Source organism: Streptomyces sp. NBC_00122, from assembly GCF_045160845.1.
In the GTDB taxonomy this organism is placed as follows: Bacteria; Actinomycetota; Actinomycetes; order Streptomycetales; family Streptomycetaceae; genus Streptomyces.
This window is the reverse complement of record NZ_CP108191.1, coordinates 257,702-274,336: the sequence shown is the minus strand read 5'-3', so window position 1 is coordinate 274,336 and position 16,635 is coordinate 257,702. Positions and strand designations below refer to the sequence as shown.

At 70.9% G+C, this 16,635-nt stretch carries 16 protein-coding genes; 12 read left to right on the top strand and 4 right to left on the bottom strand.

Annotated features, from left to right (window positions below; all coding sequences use genetic code 11):
- Nucleotides 1-131 precede the first annotated feature (131 nt).
- Nucleotides 132-482, top strand: a complete 351-nt coding sequence (locus OG737_RS01260) for a hypothetical protein (RefSeq protein ID WP_328924255.1) — start codon at nucleotides 132-134, stop codon at nucleotides 480-482.
- Between the two features lie 48 nt (nucleotides 483-530).
- On the opposite strand, the gene OG737_RS01255 is transcribed toward OG737_RS01260, so the two are convergent.
- The gene (locus OG737_RS01255) at nucleotides 531-1,025 is read right to left on the bottom strand and encodes a hypothetical protein (RefSeq protein WP_328924254.1); all 495 of its coding nucleotides are present in this window, start codon (nucleotides 1,023-1,025) and stop codon (nucleotides 531-533) included.
- A 97-nt stretch (nucleotides 1,026-1,122) separates the two neighbouring features.
- Here OG737_RS01255 and OG737_RS01250 point away from each other — a divergent pair, with 97 nt between their 5' ends.
- Both OG737_RS01250 and OG737_RS01245 read left to right on the top strand, forming a co-directional pair.
- Nucleotides 1,123-2,313, top strand: a complete 1,191-nt coding sequence (locus OG737_RS01250) for an acyl-CoA dehydrogenase family protein (RefSeq protein WP_405921100.1) — start codon at nucleotides 1,123-1,125, stop codon at nucleotides 2,311-2,313.
- Nucleotides 2,314-2,472: 159 nt separating this feature from the next.
- The gene (locus OG737_RS01245) at nucleotides 2,473-2,805 is read left to right on the top strand and encodes a hypothetical protein (RefSeq protein ID WP_405921099.1); all 333 of its coding nucleotides are present in this window, start codon (nucleotides 2,473-2,475) and stop codon (nucleotides 2,803-2,805) included.
- Nucleotides 2,806-2,840: 35 nt separating this feature from the next.
- Here the strand turns inward: OG737_RS01245 and OG737_RS01240 are convergent, their stop codons facing one another.
- Complete coding sequence (locus tag OG737_RS01240) at nucleotides 2,841-3,389, bottom strand: GNAT family protein (protein WP_328924251.1); 549 nt, start codon at nucleotides 3,387-3,389, stop codon at nucleotides 2,841-2,843.
- A gap of 137 nt (nucleotides 3,390-3,526) precedes the next feature.
- On the opposite strand from OG737_RS01240, the gene OG737_RS01235 reads away from it, so the two are divergent.
- From OG737_RS01235 to OG737_RS01210, 6 genes are all read left to right on the top strand, one after another.
- Nucleotides 3,527-3,745 (top strand): hypothetical protein, encoded by a 219-nt coding sequence (locus tag OG737_RS01235; protein ID WP_328924250.1) that lies wholly within the window; start codon nucleotides 3,527-3,529, stop codon nucleotides 3,743-3,745.
- On the top strand, nucleotides 3,715-6,132 hold the full coding sequence (locus tag OG737_RS01230) for an FxsB family cyclophane-forming radical SAM/SPASM peptide maturase (protein WP_328924249.1): 2,418 nt from the start codon (nucleotides 3,715-3,717) through the stop codon (nucleotides 6,130-6,132). The genes OG737_RS01235 and OG737_RS01230 overlap by 31 nt, the downstream gene beginning before the upstream one ends.
- A complete protein-coding gene (locus tag OG737_RS01225) occupies nucleotides 6,129-8,213 on the top strand; it encodes an ATP-binding protein (RefSeq protein ID WP_405921098.1) in 2,085 nt (694 codons plus the stop codon). Before OG737_RS01230 ends, OG737_RS01225 begins: the two co-directional genes overlap by 4 nt.
- 143 nt (nucleotides 8,214-8,356) lie before the next feature.
- A complete protein-coding gene (locus tag OG737_RS01220) occupies nucleotides 8,357-9,295 on the top strand; it encodes an oxygenase MpaB family protein (protein WP_405921097.1) in 939 nt (312 codons plus the stop codon).
- Nucleotides 9,277-11,352 (top strand): protein kinase domain-containing protein, encoded by a 2,076-nt coding sequence (locus OG737_RS01215; protein WP_405680407.1) that lies wholly within the window; start codon nucleotides 9,277-9,279, stop codon nucleotides 11,350-11,352. The genes OG737_RS01220 and OG737_RS01215 overlap by 19 nt, the downstream gene beginning before the upstream one ends.
- On the top strand, nucleotides 11,349-12,932 hold the full coding sequence (locus OG737_RS01210; protein ID WP_405921096.1) for a phytoene desaturase family protein: 1,584 nt from the start codon (nucleotides 11,349-11,351) through the stop codon (nucleotides 12,930-12,932). Before OG737_RS01215 ends, OG737_RS01210 begins: the two co-directional genes overlap by 4 nt.
- A 7-nt stretch (nucleotides 12,933-12,939) precedes the next feature.
- Here the strand turns inward: OG737_RS01210 and OG737_RS01205 are convergent, their stop codons facing one another.
- Nucleotides 12,940-13,389: a nitroreductase family deazaflavin-dependent oxidoreductase gene (locus OG737_RS01205; RefSeq protein ID WP_328924244.1), complete on the bottom strand. Its 450-nt coding sequence runs from the start codon at nucleotides 13,387-13,389 to the stop codon at nucleotides 12,940-12,942.
- A 338-nt stretch (nucleotides 13,390-13,727) separates the two neighbouring features.
- Between OG737_RS01205 and OG737_RS01200 the strand changes: the two genes are divergently transcribed.
- The 3 genes from OG737_RS01200 (at nucleotide 13,728) to OG737_RS01190 (ending at nucleotide 15,859) form a co-directional block, all read left to right on the top strand.
- On the top strand, nucleotides 13,728-14,120 hold the full coding sequence (locus OG737_RS01200) for a VOC family protein (RefSeq protein ID WP_405921095.1): 393 nt from the start codon (nucleotides 13,728-13,730) through the stop codon (nucleotides 14,118-14,120).
- Between the two features lie 260 nt (nucleotides 14,121-14,380).
- A complete protein-coding gene (locus OG737_RS01195; RefSeq protein ID WP_405921094.1) occupies nucleotides 14,381-15,466 on the top strand; it encodes a mechanosensitive ion channel family protein in 1,086 nt (361 codons plus the stop codon).
- A 90-nt stretch (nucleotides 15,467-15,556) separates the two neighbouring features.
- Nucleotides 15,557-15,859, top strand: a complete 303-nt coding sequence (locus tag OG737_RS01190) for a DUF1876 domain-containing protein (RefSeq protein WP_328924241.1) — start codon at nucleotides 15,557-15,559, stop codon at nucleotides 15,857-15,859.
- 86 nt (nucleotides 15,860-15,945) lie between these two features.
- Here the strand turns inward: OG737_RS01190 and OG737_RS01185 are convergent, their stop codons facing one another.
- Nucleotides 15,946-16,536: a hypothetical protein gene (locus OG737_RS01185; protein WP_328924240.1), complete on the bottom strand. Its 591-nt coding sequence runs from the start codon at nucleotides 16,534-16,536 to the stop codon at nucleotides 15,946-15,948.
- Between the last annotated feature and the right edge of the window lie 99 nt (nucleotides 16,537-16,635).

The window sequence follows — 16,635 nt, the reverse complement described above, 5'->3', positions numbered from 1 at the left end:
CAGGTCGCCTGCTCCCCTGGGCGATCCGGTGCCAAACCCCCCTTTTCGGTGGTGCGGACGAATCGTTTGGTCACGCTGGGTGAGCGCTAGCGTGGTTGGCGTCACCTTCCGAAACCGAAAGGGAAGCCCCCATGCGTCTTCGTACCGCCGCCGTGGCCGCAGTCAGTGCCCTCACGCTGCTCGTCGCCGTGCCCGGCTCGGCCACTGCCGCGACCGGTGAATTCGAGTACTCCTACATCGGCCTGAGCGGGGAGCCGCAGCGGGCATTCCTCTTCGACCCGGAGGGTCACGAGTGCATGGTCATCCCCGAGGCCGCCGACCCCAACTCCTCCGAGCCGGCCTTCTCGCCGCGCAACCGGACCGACGCCCTCGCGCGGGTCTTCACCAACCCCGACTGCACGGGTGACGAGTTCGACTTGCGCCCGTACACCGGCCGCGGCTCGGAGCGCCTGAAGCTGCGGTCGGTGATCTTCTTCCGGTGATCGCGGTCACCGGCCTGCGCGCCTGCCTGCCCGGCCCGTCCGGGCAGGTCAGCCGTCGAGCGCGGCCAGCAACTCCCGGGCCAGCGCGGTCAGGACCTCGGGCTCGGCCGGTGAGATCTCGCCCAGGTACACGTGGGACCCGCCGAAGGGGTTGGAGTACAAAGGCTCGCCGCTCGGTGAGGTCCCCACCCGGTCCGCCGCGAGGCTGAAGACGGCCTCCACGCACAGGTACAGCTCGGGCCCGTACCCGACCGTCACGATCGTCTCCGCGTAGCCGTCGTCGTACAGGGGGAAGTCCGGCTCCCCGCCGCCCACCGCCAGCACCTCGAGGATCCCGTGCGCGAAGGCCCGTATGTCCTCCTCGCGCGCCACCCCCGCGAGCGCCTCCACCGCGGCGACCGGCGAGCCCAACTCGTACAGCCACGCCCCGTCGTGCTCGCGCCGTCGCAGCCGGAACGGGGTCGGGGTCCCCTTGTAGTAGCTCGTGAAGCCGGGGAGTTCGACCACGATCTCGCTGCCCGCCGTCACCGTCTGCGCGTTCATGCCGAAACCCTAGCCCGCCGACCCTTCCGGATTCTTGTAACAGGTTCTAGTCTGCCCTCCGCCAGCGACGACGGACCGTGAGAATCCCGGAGGGGCCGTGCACCTCGAATACACGCCCGAGCAGCAGCAGTTGCGCGCCGAGCTGCGTGCCTACTTCGCCCGGCTGATCCCTGAGGACGTCTACGCCCGCTACGAGGACCCGGCGGCGCAGAAGCGGTTCTACCGGGAGACCATCCGCCGGCTCGGCTCCGACGGCTGGCTCGGGGTCGGCTGGCCGAAGGAGTACGGCGGCCGCGGGATGTCCCCGATGGACCAGTTCATCTTCTTCGACGAGGCCGCGCAGGCCGTCGTCCCCCTGCCGCTGATGGCGCTCAACACCGTCGGGCCGACCATCATGCAGTTCGGCACCGACGAGCAGAAGGCGTACTTCCTCCCCAGGATCCTCGCCGGCGAGATCGACTTCGCCATCGGCTACAGCGAGCCCGACGCGGGCACCGACCTCGCCGCGCTCAAGTGCAAGGCAGTCCGCGAGGGCGACGAGGAGACCGGCACCTACGTCGTCAACGGGCAGAAGATCTGGACCACCAACGGCGACACCGCCGACTGGGTCTGGCTCGCCGTCCGCACCGACCCGGACGCCCCGGCGCACAAGGGCATCACCATGCTCCTCGTGCCGACCTCCGACCCCGGCTACTCCTGCACCCTCATCAACACCCTGGCCTCGCACGACACCACCGCCAGCTACTACGAGAACATCCGCGTCCCCGCCACCCGCCGCGTCGGCCAGGAGAACAAGGGCTGGCGCCTGATCACCAATCAGCTCAACCACGAGCGCGTGACCCTCGCCGCCCACGGCACCATGGCCATCCGCGCCCTGCACGACGTCCAGCGCTGGGCCGCCGGGACGAAACTCGCCGACGGCCGCCGGGTGATCGACCTGTCCTGGGTCCGCGGCCGCCTCGCCCGCACCCACGCCCGCCTCGACGCGATGAAGCTGCTCAACTGGCAGATGGTGAACGCCGTCCAGTCCGGCACCCTCACCCCCCAGGACGCCTCAGCGGTCAAGGTCTACGGCTCCGAGGCGCGCCGCGACGCGTACGCCTGGCTCATGGAAGTCGTCGGCGCGGCCGGCTCCCTCAAGGACGGCTCCGCCGGAGCGGTCCTGCACGGCGAGCTCGAACGCGGCTACCGCAGCGCCGTCATCTTCACCTTCGGCGGCGGCAACAACGAGATCCAGCGCGAGATCATCTCGTGGATCGGCCTCGGCATGCCCCGCGTCCGCCGCTGACCCCGCCGGCCGTCCGGCGGCCCTTCCCTCTCCCGCCCCCGGCGATGCGGGGGCGAAGCAAAGGCGATGCAGGGGGAGTTCGCGCGGGAGGGGGCCCTCTGGCTTCCGTAGGGCCTCGGCCTCATGATGGACGGGCCACCCTCACCGTGGAGGACTCGAATGGATCCTTTGTCCCTCGCCATCGCCGCAGCCCTCGCCGCCGGTGTCGCCACCGGAGCGGGTGAGTCCGCCGGGGCCGCCCTTCCGGCCCTCGCCCGGAGGATCAGGGAGCGCTTCGCCGGCCGTCCGATCGACATTCCGACCGATGCGGAGTCCCAGGAGCAGCTCTCGGCGGCCCTGGACGAGGAGTTCACGCGCGACCCCGCGTTCCGGCAGGAGTGCCAGGCCCTGTGGAGCCAGGTGACGAACGGGGGCGCCGCCAACTCGTTCCAAGGCCAGGCCAAGAACGTGGTCATGACCCGCGACATCCATGGCGGGTTCACGATCCAATGAAGCGCGCTCCCTTCGTTCCCCGGCGTGCGGCGGAGTCACTGCGACCAAACCGGGGGAAGCTCCATCTCCGCCGTGATGGCCCAGCGTTCGTGGTCGCGCCAGACTCCGTCGATCTTGATGAAGCCGGGTGAGACGCCCTCCTTCCGGAACCCGAGCCGCCGGACGAGATTCAGCGACGCGGTATTGCCCGGCTGGACGTCGGCCTCCACGCGGTGGAGCCCCAACTGGTCGAAGGCGTAACGCACCGCGAGCGCGACGCCCTCGGACATGTAGCCCCGGCCCGTGTAGGGCAGGAAAGCGGCGTAGCCGAGCACGCCACGGTGGTAGGGGTCTCGAACGATGCCGCTGATGGTGATCGTCCCGACCAGGTCGGCCCGGTCATTGAGGCAGACCACCAAGCCGACGGTGGTCTCCCCACCGGTTCTCGCCAGATAGGCCGAGAATCCACTCGGCGTGCCTGGCATGGCGACCCACGGGTGATGGAGGTCGGCACTCATCCGTACCAGTTCGACATATCTTTCCTGGTCTTCCGCCGTGACTGTCCGGATAGTTACTTGTGACCCCTGCGCCGATTCGATATTCACCGGCATGAGTGTACGCCGATCGGGATCAGAATTATCCGCAAAATCTGGGAACGTGCGTAGTCCGATGCTATTGTGGTGGCCGCGGTCCTTCGCGTGAGCAGCCCTGTGTGCACCCTTCATCGATCATGGCTTCCGCTATGACAGAAAAGGTGATCATGAGCGATATAGACCCCGCTGGGCGCCCCCTCCCCGACATAGGAACACTCACCCTGTCGAGTCTGGCGTCCGATTCGGCCGCCACGGCTGCTGAATTCCGTTCGCTGATCTTCCAGCCGGGCCTGCCTGCGCGGATGGCAGCCTTCAATTCTGAAATCGGCGGCAATGAGTGCCTCCTGCCATCGACCAATTCGTCCTGAAGGTACACGGCGGCTGCAACCTGGCCTGTGATCACTGCTACGTCTACGAGCACGCCGATCAGAGCTGGCGCGACAAACCACGGACGATGAGTCCGGAAGTGGTGGCGCAAGCGGCGATGCGTATCGCGGAGCACGGTCGTATTCATCAGGTGCCTGTGGTGCGAATCAGCCTCCATGGCGGAGAGCCGCTCCTTCTCGGGACGAAACGCCTGCGGGAGATCGCCGCAACGTTGCGAGACGTCATCGGTGGTGAATTCAGGCTCGGTCTTCAGGTGCAGACCAACGGCGTGATGCTCAATGAACGATTCTGCAGGATGTTCGACGAGCTCGGCATCCAGGTTGGAGTCTCGCTCGACGGTGACCGGACGGCCAACGATCGGCACCGTCGATATGCGAGCGGTCGCAGCAGTCATGCTGGGGTCCTCAGAGGCCTTGAGCTGCTGAGGCGGTCTGAATTCCGCCATCTCTACGGCGGGATCCTGTGCACGGTGGATCTGGCAAATGACCCGGTCGCGGTTTATGAAGCATTGTTGGCGGAGTCGCCGCCCCGTATGGACTTCCTGTTTCCCCACGCGACGTGGGAGAATCCGCCACCGCGGCGCGACGATTCACCGTCCCCCTACGCAGCCTGGCTGGGCCGGATTCACTCCCGCTGGCTCGCCGACGGCACACCCGTTCCGATCCGGCTGTTCGAGGCTCTGACGGCCGCGTCCCGAGGTGAACCCAGCGGCAGTGAAGCGGTGGGACTGCGACCGGTCACCCTCGCCGTGGTGGACACCGACGGTTCGTGGGAACAGGCCGATTCCCTGAAGACCGCCTACGCGGGCGCACCCGCCACCGGCATGTCCGTCTTCACCCACAGCCTGGACAGCCTCATGTCCCACCCCGGCATCGCCGCGCGCAACGAGCGCCACGCGGAGCTGTGTGCGACCTGCATGGACTGCCCCGTGGTGCGGACCTGCGGTGGTGGTCTCTATGCCCACCGCTACAGCTCCGCGCGTGGCTTCGACAACCCGTCCGTGTACTGCGCCGACCTCATGGTCCTGGCGACCGAGGTGCCGGCGGCGCAGGCGGGGCACGTGGCCGGTTCCCGCCCCGGTGGTCGGCAGCGCGTCACCGCTCACCTGCCGGACGGCGCGTTCGACGCGTTCGCGGCAGGGGCGGGGACCGCAGAAGGCGTCCATGCGCTTCAGGACATGCAACTCGCCCTGACGAAGACGTTGATAGCCGGCACAGCCGCCCGGCCGGTCGGCCGATCCCCCCTCGGAGCCGCGGCATCCGAAGGCTGGGATCTGCTGGTCGAGTTGGAGAGCCGTCATCCGGCCGAGACCCGAGAAGTCCTGCGCCACCCCTTCGTACAGACGTGGGCGGACCACTGCGGGCGCGCCGTCGGCACGGGGCAGTCCGAACGGGACAGGGCGCACATCGCAGGTGTCGCGGCAGCCGTCGCCTGGTGGGCGGGCGCGGACGTGAGCCTGCCGTTACCGGCGAGAGCCGGGCTGGTCCATCTGCCGGGCGTGGGCGCGTTACGGGTCCAGGACGACGGGCCCACCGCGGTCGTATCGCTTGACGGTGGCCGCCCGGCAGGTGGCGGGCCGATCGTGATCAGACGGCTGACCGCGGCCTCGCTCCCCGTCGCCCTCGACGACCTCGACCCGTACCGGGCCGACGAGGACCGGCCTGCCCTCGGCCGCCTGTCCGCACCGGATTGGGGTACCTGGCGGACCGCGCTGGACGGCGCGGGGAGCGAACTCTCGCGGCTGGTCCCCGCCTACGCCGCGACGCTGAGGGCGGGACTGCGTGCGGTCGTTCCCCTCCGGGACACGGTGCCTGAGAACGGGGTCCGTGACCGCGCTTCGAGGCGCGCGTTCGGTGGCGTCGGCCTGGGCCTGCGACGGCGGCCTGAGGGCAGGGTCGTCATGGACGCGGCCGCTGCCCTGCTGTGCGAGTTCCAACACACCAAACTGGCCGCACTGCTGGACGCGTACGCGTTCTTCCCGGCGGCGGACCCGGCCCCGTTGTCCGTACCGTGGTCGCGTGAGCCGCTGCCCGCCCAGCAGGTCCTCCATGGTCTCTACGCCCACGTGGCCCTCGCGGAGCTGTGGGGCGCGCGTTCCGCCGAGATACCGCGTCCGGCCGCGTCGGAGCCGCCCGAGGAAGCCGCGGCAGCGTTCCGGCGGTACTTGGACTGGGCAGACATCGCCGTGGACGTCTTGGCGGCCCAGGTGCAGATGGAACCGGCAGGCGTCCGCTTCACGGCCGGCCTGCGGGCCACCGTCGACCGGCTGGCCGCCGATGGCCGCCCGGGGGTACGGCGGGTTCCGGCCGGCGGACCAGCTACAGGAGCGATGCTCAACAGGATCCGGACCCGGAGAGAAGGCCCATGACCGCAGAGGGCAGCGCCAACACCTACGCCGGACAGGCCAGGAACGTCGTGCAGGTCGAGACCCTTTACGGGGGAGTGAACACCGGGCCGCACCTGTTGCCGGTACCGCGGCAACTGCCCCGGGACGCGACCCACTTCACGGATCGCACCGAGGTACTCAACAGGCTGCACGAGCTGGCCGCGACCGAGAACGGCATCGCCATGATCTCCGGGCCAGCAGGGGTGGGCAAGAGCGCCCTCGCCGTTCACTGGGCGCATGCACGCAAAGAGGCGTTCCCCGACGGCCAGCTGTACGTCAACCTCTGTGGTTACGACCGACGCGCCCCCCTGCGGCCCGAGGACGTGCTCCACGGCTTTCTGCACGCCCTGAACGCGTCGGCCGACGGGGTGCTGAATGATCTGGACGCCATGGCGGCGCTGTTCCGCTCGCTGGCCCACGGGAAACGCCTGCTTGTCGTGGCGGACAACGCGCGGAGCGCGGACCAGGTACGCCCGCTGCTCACGTCGTCGCCGGGCTGCTTCACGCTCGTCACCAGCAGAAACCGCCTGAGCAGTCTGACCGCGGTGGACGGAGCCACGCCCCTGCTCGTCAGACCGCTCGACACTCCCGACGCGGTTCACCTGTTGCAGCGGGTCTCAGGTCACCGGGACCCGCGGGCCGCCACTGAACTCGTGCTCCGCTGCGGCCGCATGCCGCTCTTCATCAGGATCGCGGCGGAAAGAGCGAGCACCGCCCCGTCTCTGAAGGGGCCGGCCGAAGAGCTCGCCCGCGACCATGACCGACTCGAAGCACTCTCCACACTGGATGACGGAATGGATGCCCGCATGGTGCTCTCTTGGTCCTACCAGGGACTGCCCTCACCGGTTGCCCGAGCTTTTCGCTTACTCGCCCTCCACGCCGGTCCTGACTTCTCCCTTCCGGCGGCCGCCGCGCTGATCGGCCGCCCCGAGAACGAGACCCGGCGCATCATCGAGAAGCTGGATGCCGTCAACATGCTCGAGGACATGGGAGGAGGGCGGTACCGGTACCACGACGTGCTCCGCGACTACGCGCGGGAGCGGGTGGAGGAGGAGGAGACGCAGTCGGAGAGGCTGGGCGCGCTGCGCCGGGAGTTGTCGTACTACCTTCGGATGGTGGACGCCTGCGATCGTGTTCTGGCTCCCGAGCGGCAGCACGTGCCGCTGGACCACGACACGGCTCGGCAACCGGTGCCGTTCCCGGGCCCAGACGCCGCCCTCGCCTGGTGCGATGCCGAACTGCCGAGCCTCGTCCACGCCGTCGATCAGGCCGTCGAGCTCGGCTTCGACGATGTGGCGTGGAAGCTGCCGGTTGCGCTGGTCTACTTCTTGCGTTTGCAGAGGCGTGACACGTACCGGTTCGAACTGTCCACCGTCGCGGTCGACGCAGCGCGCCGAGAGGGTGACCCGGGGGCCGAGGCCTGGAGCCTCATCTGTCTCGGAGGAGCGGAGACCGACCTGGAGCGCCACGAAGACGCGCTCGGGCACTTCACGGAAGCGCTACGGATCAGTCGGGAGATCCAGGACCGCCACTGGGAAGCCATCAGCATCTACAACCTGGCCTGGACACTGCGTCTGCTGGGGCGGTACGCCGAAGGGCTGGAGCACCAGCGCCAGGCGCTGGTGCTCCAGCAGGAGAGCGGTGACAGGCGCAGCGTGGCGATCACCCTGACCGAGATCGGCGCACTGGAACTCGACCTGGGCAGGCCCGACCAGGCGTACATCGAATTCGAGCGGGCGCTCGTCGGCGCACGTGAGTCGACCGATCTGCCCACGGAAGCCAAGGCGTTGCACGGGCTGGGCGACGTGTGCCGCACGGTCGGCCGGACGAGCGAGGCGATCGACTGGTATCGACAGGCCGTCGACGTACGTCACCGCGTCGGCGATCGCTTCGGACTGGCCTGCTCGCTCTTCGAACTGGGCAAGCAGCTCGCCGCTGTCGGCCGCCCCGCCGAGGCGGGCCAGGCACTGGCCCAAGCCGTGGTGATCTTCGACGACCTCAAGGACCCGCTCGTGGAGGACGCACGACGCTGTCTCGCGGACATCGGCGGTGAGGGGGACTGAGCACGGCATGGGCCCGCCCGGTCGCGTCGGACGCGGTATCGGGGCGGGCACGTGCGTGGACCGGCCCGGCGGCGGACTCGCTCACGCCCCTGGCCGCCTCGTACGCTGGAGCCGCCGGGCGTCCGCGACAGGGAGGTACGGGGATGGGACACACCACGGCCGTTCCCGACCCGGGACTGTACGGGCCGGCCTCCGTCACCTGGCAGTGCCACGGCGATCCGATGATGTGGATCGCAGGTGTCCGCGCCCTCTACCTCCAGGCCCTGCACCCGCGCGCCGTCCGCGGGGTCATGGAGAACTCCGACTTCCGGAAGGACGCGTGGGGGCGGCTGCTGCGCACCGCCGACTTCGTCGGGACGCTCACCTACGGCACGGCCGAAGCCGCCGAACGGGCCGGCGCCCGCGTACGGAAGATCCACCGGACGCTGTCCGCCACCGACCCGGACACCGGCGACCGCTTCCCCGTCGACGACCCCGCACTGCTGCTGTGGATCCACTGCGCGCAGATCGACAGCTTCCTGCACGTCCTGCGCCGCTCCGGCGTCCCCCTCACCCCCGCCCAGGCCGACCGCTACGTCGACGAGAACCGCGTGAACGCCCGCCTCGTCGGACTCGAACCGGCCGCGGTCCCCGCCGATACCGCGCAGCTGGCTGCGTACTTCGAGGAGGTCCGCCCCGAGCTCGCGGCCGGCCCCGACGCCCGCGCGGTGGACGACTTCCTGCGCGGCCCGCCCGTCCACCCGCTCCTCGTGCCTGGCCGAAATCTGCTGTGGCGCCCGCTCGCCGGTCTCGCCTACGGCTCCCTCCCCGCATGGGCGCACCGGCTGTACGGGCGGCCCGCACCGGCCCCACGTACGGTCACCCGGCGCCTGCGCCTCACCGGACACGTACTGCGCAGCATTCCCGCAGGTCTGCGCTGGCAGCTGCCTCCAGGTCACATCTTGAAGGCGATGCGTCGCATGGGCCCCGGGAGTCGCCCCTCGCCGTACACACTGCGTACATCAGCGGCCATACTGGACGGGCCAGGGAGGGCGTGGCACGACAACGGGGGCGACTTCAAGACATGGCGGAGTCCAGACTGATCCAGGGCCGGTACCGGTCCCTCGATCTGATCGGTCGCGGCGGCATGGGCGAGGTATGGCGCGCCCGGGACGAGTCGCTGGGCCGGCACGTCGCCGTGAAATGCCTCAAACCGCTCGGACCGGAGCAGGACAACCACTTCACCCAGGTGCTGCGCGAACGATTCCGTCGCGAGGCGCGCGTCGCCGCGTCGCTCCAGCACCGGGGCGTCACCGTCGTCCACGACTTCGGCGACGACAGCGCCGCGGGCGGCCCCCTCTACCTCGTCATGGAACTCCTCGAAGGCCGCAACCTCAGCCAGCTCCTGGAGGACAACGGCACGCGCCCGCTCCCCGTGGACGTGGTCGTCGACATCGCCGAGCAGATGGCCGCCGCCCTCAGCTACACCCACGACCAGGGCGTCGTCCACCGCGATCTGAAGCCCGCCAACATCATGCGGCTCACCGACGGCACGGTGAAGATCTGCGACTTCGGCATCGCCCGTCTCGCCCACGACATCGGCTTCACCGCCAAGCTCACCGGCGGCGGCATGGCCATGGGCACCCCGCACTACATGTCGCCCGAGCAGATCGCCGGCGGCGAGGTGGACCACCGCAGCGACCTCTACTCCCTCGGCTGCGTCCTGTACGAGATCGCCACCGGTGCCCCGCCCTTCGACCTCGGCGACTCCTGGTCCGTGCTCGTCGGCCACCGCGACAACGCGCCCGTCCCGCTCCGCGAGCACCGGCCCGAACTGCCGGAGTACTTCGAGCAGGCCGTCCTGGACCTGCTCGCCAAGTGCCCCGAGGACCGGCCCGTCGACGCCCGCGACCTGCACCGGCGGCTCGTCGAGGCACGCGTCGGCCCGGGCGGGCTGCCCGGCGCCCAGGCCCCCCTGCCGGCATGGGCCCGCGGGATGACCGCCGGACGCAAGGCGGGCATCGAGGCGCGTCCCGCGAGCGGCGCGTGGGCCGTGCTCACCGGTTCCTGGACCGCGCGCCCCAGCGGCGAGCAGCCGGTCGGCGGCCTGCGGCCGATCCTCCGGCCCGCGCCCGCCGAGGACCCGCGGCTCACCGCCCCGTACGGGGTCCCGCGCGTGCCCGGCCCGCGCGAGAGCGGCCCCGACGCCCTCGCCGCCGGGCACACGCGTGCCTTCGCCCTCAGCCGGGCCGGCCGGCCCGAGGAGGCGCTCGCCGTGTACGAAGCCGTGGCCGACGGACGCGCGCGGGTACTCGGCCCGGACCACGCCGACACCCTCGCGGCCCGCCAGGAGACCGCGTACGAACTGGGCCGGCTCGGACGCCACGAGGAGGCGTACGGCGTCTACCGCACCGTGCTCGTCGCCCGCGAGCGCAGCATGGGCCCGCGCCACCCCGACACCCTGCGCTGCCGCCACAACCTGGCCTGCGCCCTGGGAGCCCTCGGCCGGTTCGCGGAGGCCCACGCCGCCGCCGCCCACGTCGCTGCCGACCGGGCGGCCGTCCTGGGCGCCGAGCACGCGGACACCCTCCTGACCCGCTACGAGGTCGCGTACGCGCTCGGCCGCCTGAACCGCTGGCAGGAGGCCCTGGCCGGCTTCCGCGAGGTCGCCGCCGTACGGGAACGGGTGCTCGGCCGCGACCACCCCGACACCCTGGCCGCGCGCTACGAGGTGGGCATCGCGCTCGGCCGTACCGGGAGCACCGCCCAGGCCCTCGACCTGTTCCGGTCCCTGGCCCGGGACCGGACGCGCGCGTACGGGGCCGCCGACCCGGAGACGCTCCGGGCCCGGCACGTCCTCGGTGTCAACCTGGGCCGTCTGGACCGCTGGGAGGAGGCGGTGGCCGAGGCGAGGCAGGTGGGCGCCGCACGGGCCGAGGTGCTCGGCGCCGAACACGCGGACACGCTGGTCAGCCGCCGCGAACTCGCCGTCGGACTGGGCCGGCTGGGCCGCTGGGACGAGGCGCTGCCCATCTACCGGGAGCTCTCCGGCATCCGCGAGCGGTCCCTGGGCGACGAGCATCCCGACACCGTCCTGGCCCACGCCGACGAGGCGTACTGTCTGGAGCGGCTCGGCCAGGTGTGTTACCAAGAGCCATGACAGCCATGCGGGGCTCCAGCGGATTCGGACACGACGTCTACGACGATGTGATCGTGGGCGGCGGACACAACGGTCTGGTGGCCGCCGCGTACCTGGCCCGGGCGGGCCGGTCCGTGCTGGTCCTGGAACGGCTCGGGCACACCGGCGGTGCGGCCATCTCCAGCCGGCCCTTCGCCGGTGTCGACGCCCGCCTCTCGCGTTACTCCTACCTCGTCTCCCTGCTCCCCGCGAAGATCGTGCGCGATCTGGGGCTACGCTTCGAGGTCCGCAAGCGCAGCGTCTCCTCGTACACGCCCGCCCTGCGCGACGGGCGCCACGGCGGCCTGCTCGTCGGCGGCGGCGAGGCGCGCACCAAGGAGTCCTTCGCGCGGCTGACCGGCTCGGAGCGGGAGTACGAGAGCTGGCGCGCCTTCTACGGCACCACCGGCCGGGTCGCGGGGAAGGTCTTTCCGACGCTGACCGAGCCGCTGCCCACCCGCGAGGCGCTGCGCTCCCGGATCGACGACGAAGCGGCCTGGCGGATGCTGTTCGAGGAGCCCCTCGGACAGGCGGTGGAGCGGCACTTCGCCGACGACCTGGTCCGGGGCGTGGTCCTCACCGACGGGCTGATCGGCACCTTCGCGGACGCGCACGACCCCTCGCTCGCGCAGAACCGCTGCTTCCTGTACCACGTCATCGGCGGCGGGACCGGCGACTGGGACGTGCCCGTCGGCGGCATGGGTGCGCTCACGGACGCCCTGGCCGGGGCCGCGCGGGCGGCCGGGGCGGAGATCGCCACCGGGCATGAGGTGCTGCGGATCGACACGGACGGCGTCGCGCCGGCCGAGGTGGTGTTCCGGACGGCGGTCGGCGAGGGGCGGGTCGTCGGCCGGACGGTGCTGGTCAACGCCTCCCCGCAGGCGCTGGCGGAACTCCTCGGCGAGGCACCGGCCCAGCGGGCCGAGCCGGCCCCCGAAGGGGCTCAGCTCAAGATCAACATGCTGCTCCGGCGGCTGCCCCGGCTGCGGGACACCGCCGTCGACCCGCGCGAGGCCTTCGGCGGCACCTGCCACATCGCCGAGGGCTACGAACAGCTCGCGAGGGCATACTCGGAGGCCGCGGCCGGGGAGCTGCCCTCGGTACCGCCCTCGGAGATCTACTGCCACTCGCTGACCGACCCGACGATCCTCGGCCCGGAACTCGTGGAGCAGGGCTACCAGACGCTCACTCTCTTCGGCCTGCACACCCCGGCCCGGCTCTTCGGACACGACAACCGGCAGGCGCGCGAGGTACTGCTGACCGCCACCCTCGCGCAGCTCGACGCGCACCTGGCGGAACCGCTCACCGACTGCCTCGCCTTCGACGCGGACGGCCGCCCGTGCATCGAGGCGAAGACCCCGCTGGACCTGGAGCGCGACCTGCGCCTGCCCGGCGGCCACATCTTCCACCGGGACCTGTCCTGGCCGTACGGCGACTCCGGAAGGTGGGGCGTGGAGACCGCCCACCGCAACGTACTGCTGTGCGGTGCGGGGGCGGTGCGCGGCGGCGGCGTCAGCGGGGTCCCCGGCCACAACGCGGCGATGGCGGTGCTGGGGCTCTGACCTCCCGCTAGCCGACGGGCTCGATGACCACGATCGGGATCTCGCGGTCCGTCTTGGCCTGGTACTCGTCGTAGGCGGGCCAGTGCCCGACCATCAGCGGCCAGTACGCGGCGCGCTCCTCGGCGGTCGCGGTGCGGGCCGTGCCCTGGAGGGTCTTCGGGCCGACCTGGATGCGGACCTCGGGGTGCTCGGTGAGGTTCCGGAACCAGAGCGGGTGTGCCGGGTCGCCGCCCTTGGAGGCGACGACGAGGTAGCGGCCTTCGGCCTCACCGTAGATGAGGGGCGTCCGCACCGGGTTGCCGGAGACCCTGCCCACCGTGGTGAGCAGCAGGGTCTGGGTTCCGTTCCAGAACTGGCCCTCGGTCCCGTTCGACGCCACGTACTGCTTGACGTGGTCGAGCTGCCAGCTTCCGGGCCGCGGGTCGGTCGGGTGGTCCCAGTCGATCTCTGTCGTCATAGAACTCTGCCTGCCTTCGTGTTGAACGGTCAACAACGTCAACAACGAGTTCCAACGCCGACGGGCACGGGATTATGCCGTGCGGGCGGCGAGCGCGAGGCGTCGTGGAAGACGATCGACGACGCGCCCGCGACTCCCTAAGCGGCCTCGGGGAAGTAGGGCACGTCCCCGCGCCTCCCCCAGCTACCGCTGGGAGGTGCCCCCAGGCACGGCACCTCGCCGCGTTGTCGCAGTACCCGGGTACGTCCAGTACAAGGGCCCTGCTCCGCCTTGCGATGCACCGCACCGGACGACGCGGAAACGCACCCCACTTCCCCGAGGCCGCTTAGGATCCAGCCATGATCGCTGAAGTGCAGTGCGTGGTCCTGGACTGCCCCGACCCGCAGCGGCTGGCCGAGTTCTACCACTCGGTACTGGGCGGAACCGTCGACCAGCCGGACCGGCGGTGGTCGGTCGACGCGGACTGGGCGACGCTCCACACCCCGGCCGGCCCGGTCCTCGCCTTCCAGCGCGCGTCGGACCACCGGCCCCCGAGCTGGCCGGACCCGGCCCGGCCGCAGCAGTTCCACCTGGACTTCGGTGTCCCGGACCTCGACCGAGCAGAGGAGCAGGTCCTCGCGCACGGCGCGACGGTGCTCGACCGGGGCCCCGCCGACCGGGGCTGGCGCGTCTACGCGGACCCGGCGGGCCATCCCTTCTGCCTGGTCCGCCACCAGGCCGCCGCTCCGTGATCTGCCACTGCCGGCCGGCGCCGCCGAGGCCGTTCCCGCAGGGCGGCGGATCGGGTGGTGCGGCCGGATCGCGCCCGTGTCACCCGAGGTCACACCGGCCCACCTGTGGCACCCCGCTGTCCATGGGGGAGGATGGCAGCCCGATTCGTGTGCGTACACACGCCCGAACGGGGCTCCGCACAGCACGATCTGACAGGTGACAAAGTGACGACACAACACATACGCCGGTCGGCGCCGCCCTTCGCGCCGGAGGGGAACCTGTGAGCCGGGATCCCGTCCTGCACGACTGGGTGGTGGCCGCCATCGCGATGGCGGCGGGTGTCGCGGCCGGGTTGCTGCTGCGCGCCGTCCTGCGATGGCTGGGCAAGCACGCGAGCAGGACGGCCTGGACCGGGGACGACGTCATCGTCGACGCGCTGCGAACCCTGGCGCCCTGGGCGGCCGTCATCGGCGGCGCGGCCGCGGCGGCTTCGGTACTGCCGCTCACCACGCGGGTCACGGGGCTCGTGAACCAGTCGCTGACCGCCCTGCTCATCCTCATCGCCACGGTCACGGCGGCCAGGGTCGTCGCGGGGCTCGTGCAGTCCCTGGCGCAGGCCCGTACGGGCGTGGCCGGATCGGCCAGCATCTTCGTCAACATCACGCGTGTGGTCGTGCTGACCATGGGCGTACTCGTCGCACTCGAAACCATGGGCGTGTCCATCGCGCCGCTGCTCACGGCCCTCGGAGTGGGCGGTCTCGCGGTCGCCCTGGCGCTGCAGGACACCCTGGCCAACCTCTTCGCGGGAGTGCACATCCTGGCCTCGAAGACGGTGCAGCCCGGTGACTACATCCGGCTCAGCAGCGGCGAGGAGGGTTACGTCGTCGACATCAACTGGCGCAACACCGTGGTGCGCAACCTGTCGAACAACCTGGTGATCATCCCCAACGGACGCCTCGCGCGCACGAACATGACCAACTTCACCCAGCCGGAACAGAAGTTGTCGCTCCTCGTCCAGGCGGGTGTCGGCTACGACAGCGACCTGGAGCACGTCGAGCGGGTCACCCTCGACGTCGTCGACACCGTGATGGCCGACGTCTCCGGAGGGGTCGCCGACCACGAGGCCGCCGTCCGCTTCCACACGTTCGCCGACTCCAGGATCAACTTCACCGTGATCCTGGGCGTGGGCGAGTTCAGCGACCAGTACCGGATCAAGCACGAGTTCATCAAGCGCCTGCACGAGCGGTTCCGGGCGGAGGGCATCGCCATCCCCGCCCCCACGCATACGGTCTCGGTCCAGCCGTGGGGGTCGTCCCCGATCCCGCACCAGCGCGACGCCTCGGCCTCGGTGCCGGCCGAGCGCTGAGGGACCCGGATGGCCGGATCCGCCCGCTCGGAGGGATCCTGGAATCAGCCCGGAGCAGAGCCGAGGGCCGGGGGCGGGAGGAGGCACGCGATGACACACGCCGAAGAGTGGAAAGTGGGCGTCTACCTGATCGAGGAGGCCGGCACGACCAAAGCCCGGGCGGTTCTCGAGAACGGCAAGGCGACGATGGTCGGCCGCGGCACGGCGCGGTGCAATCCCGAGGACGTGGAGATCCCCGCGATCGGCGACGAGCTGGCGGCGAGCCGGGCGATGCGCGACCTGGCCGGCCAGCTGATGCGGGCCGCCGACCGGGACCTGGCGTCGGTGGGCGCCGTGGCCAGGTCGCCGCGTACGGGCTACGGATGGCCAGAGGACGTGGGCCCCGCCAAGTAGGCCGGCCAGCCCGGCCCACGGGCCCCCGAAACAGCGGTTCCGGGGGCCCGTGGGCGCCCCCTGTGCTCCGGTGGTGACTCTCCGCGCTACGGGCAGGCGGATGCGGGGCTCAGGCTCGCGATCCGGCTGAGCGGAATGTCGACGCTCTGCCCCTCGGCCTTCAGGTGGACACTCCCTCCGCCGCCGGAGCCCAGGGTTCCGCAGACCGTGCCCGCCAACGTCTCGACCTGCACGAACTGTCCCTCGGCGCTCTTGGCGCCCTCGGCGGCCGAGCGAGTGGGCCACCAGGAAGAGGCGGAAGCCGTCGCCACCAGCACGACGGCGAGAAACGTCAGCACGAGCCCCCAGCGCAGCCGCCGGGCGGCGCGGTCCACCCCGTTCTTCCCTTCCGGTGACGTTCCGACGTCTGCCGCCGACCCTGGAACGGGCCAGGCGACGCGTGCGACCAGATACGTCGCCAAGATGGCCACGGCCAGCGCCGCAAGGACCAGGATCCCCGCCACTTCCTCGATGCCGGCGGGCGCCGGCGAGCTGCCGCCGCTCTTGAGGACACCGCAGATGCCGATGAACCCGAAGACAGCCAGCTGAACGGTGTGCCAGCCGCGTGCGGAGGCCTGCACCTGCGCGCCCATGCTCGCCGACTGCGGATCCGGGGTCGGCCGGTCGTCCTGGCTCATGCGTCCTTCTCCCCGGTTTTCTCCTGCGGACGGGCCAGCGTGCCTGGCGCGTACGAGCAGGCCAGCAGCTTCCGTCCGCAGCGGTCAACCGGACACTCC

Excerpts from the sequence above, each read along its gene's own strand:
- OG737_RS01225 (WP_405921098.1), top strand. The coding sequence starts at position 6,129 with ATGACCGCAGAGGGCAGCGCCAACACCTACGCCGGACAGGCCAGGAAC.
- OG737_RS01220 (WP_405921097.1), top strand. The coding sequence starts at position 8,357 with ATGGGACACACCACGGCCGTTCCCGACCCGGGACTGTACGGGCCGGCC.
- OG737_RS01245 (WP_405921099.1), top strand. The coding sequence starts at position 2,473 with ATGGATCCTTTGTCCCTCGCCATCGCCGCAGCCCTCGCCGCCGGTGTC.
- OG737_RS01260 (WP_328924255.1), top strand. The coding sequence starts at position 132 with ATGCGTCTTCGTACCGCCGCCGTGGCCGCAGTCAGTGCCCTCACGCTG.
- OG737_RS01190 (WP_328924241.1), top strand. The coding sequence starts at position 15,557 with ATGACACACGCCGAAGAGTGGAAAGTGGGCGTCTACCTGATCGAGGAG.
- OG737_RS01205 (WP_328924244.1), bottom strand. The coding sequence starts at position 13,389 with ATGACGACAGAGATCGACTGGGACCACCCGACCGACCCGCGGCCCGGA.
- OG737_RS01255 (WP_328924254.1), bottom strand. The coding sequence starts at position 1,025 with ATGAACGCGCAGACGGTGACGGCGGGCAGCGAGATCGTGGTCGAACTC.
- OG737_RS01235 (WP_328924250.1), top strand. The coding sequence starts at position 3,527 with ATGACAGAAAAGGTGATCATGAGCGATATAGACCCCGCTGGGCGCCCC.
- OG737_RS01210 (WP_405921096.1), top strand. The coding sequence starts at position 11,349 with ATGACAGCCATGCGGGGCTCCAGCGGATTCGGACACGACGTCTACGAC.
- OG737_RS01215 (WP_405680407.1), top strand. The coding sequence starts at position 9,277 with ATGGCGGAGTCCAGACTGATCCAGGGCCGGTACCGGTCCCTCGATCTG.
- OG737_RS01200 (WP_405921095.1), top strand. The coding sequence starts at position 13,728 with ATGATCGCTGAAGTGCAGTGCGTGGTCCTGGACTGCCCCGACCCGCAG.
- OG737_RS01185 (WP_328924240.1), bottom strand. The coding sequence starts at position 16,536 with ATGAGCCAGGACGACCGGCCGACCCCGGATCCGCAGTCGGCGAGCATG.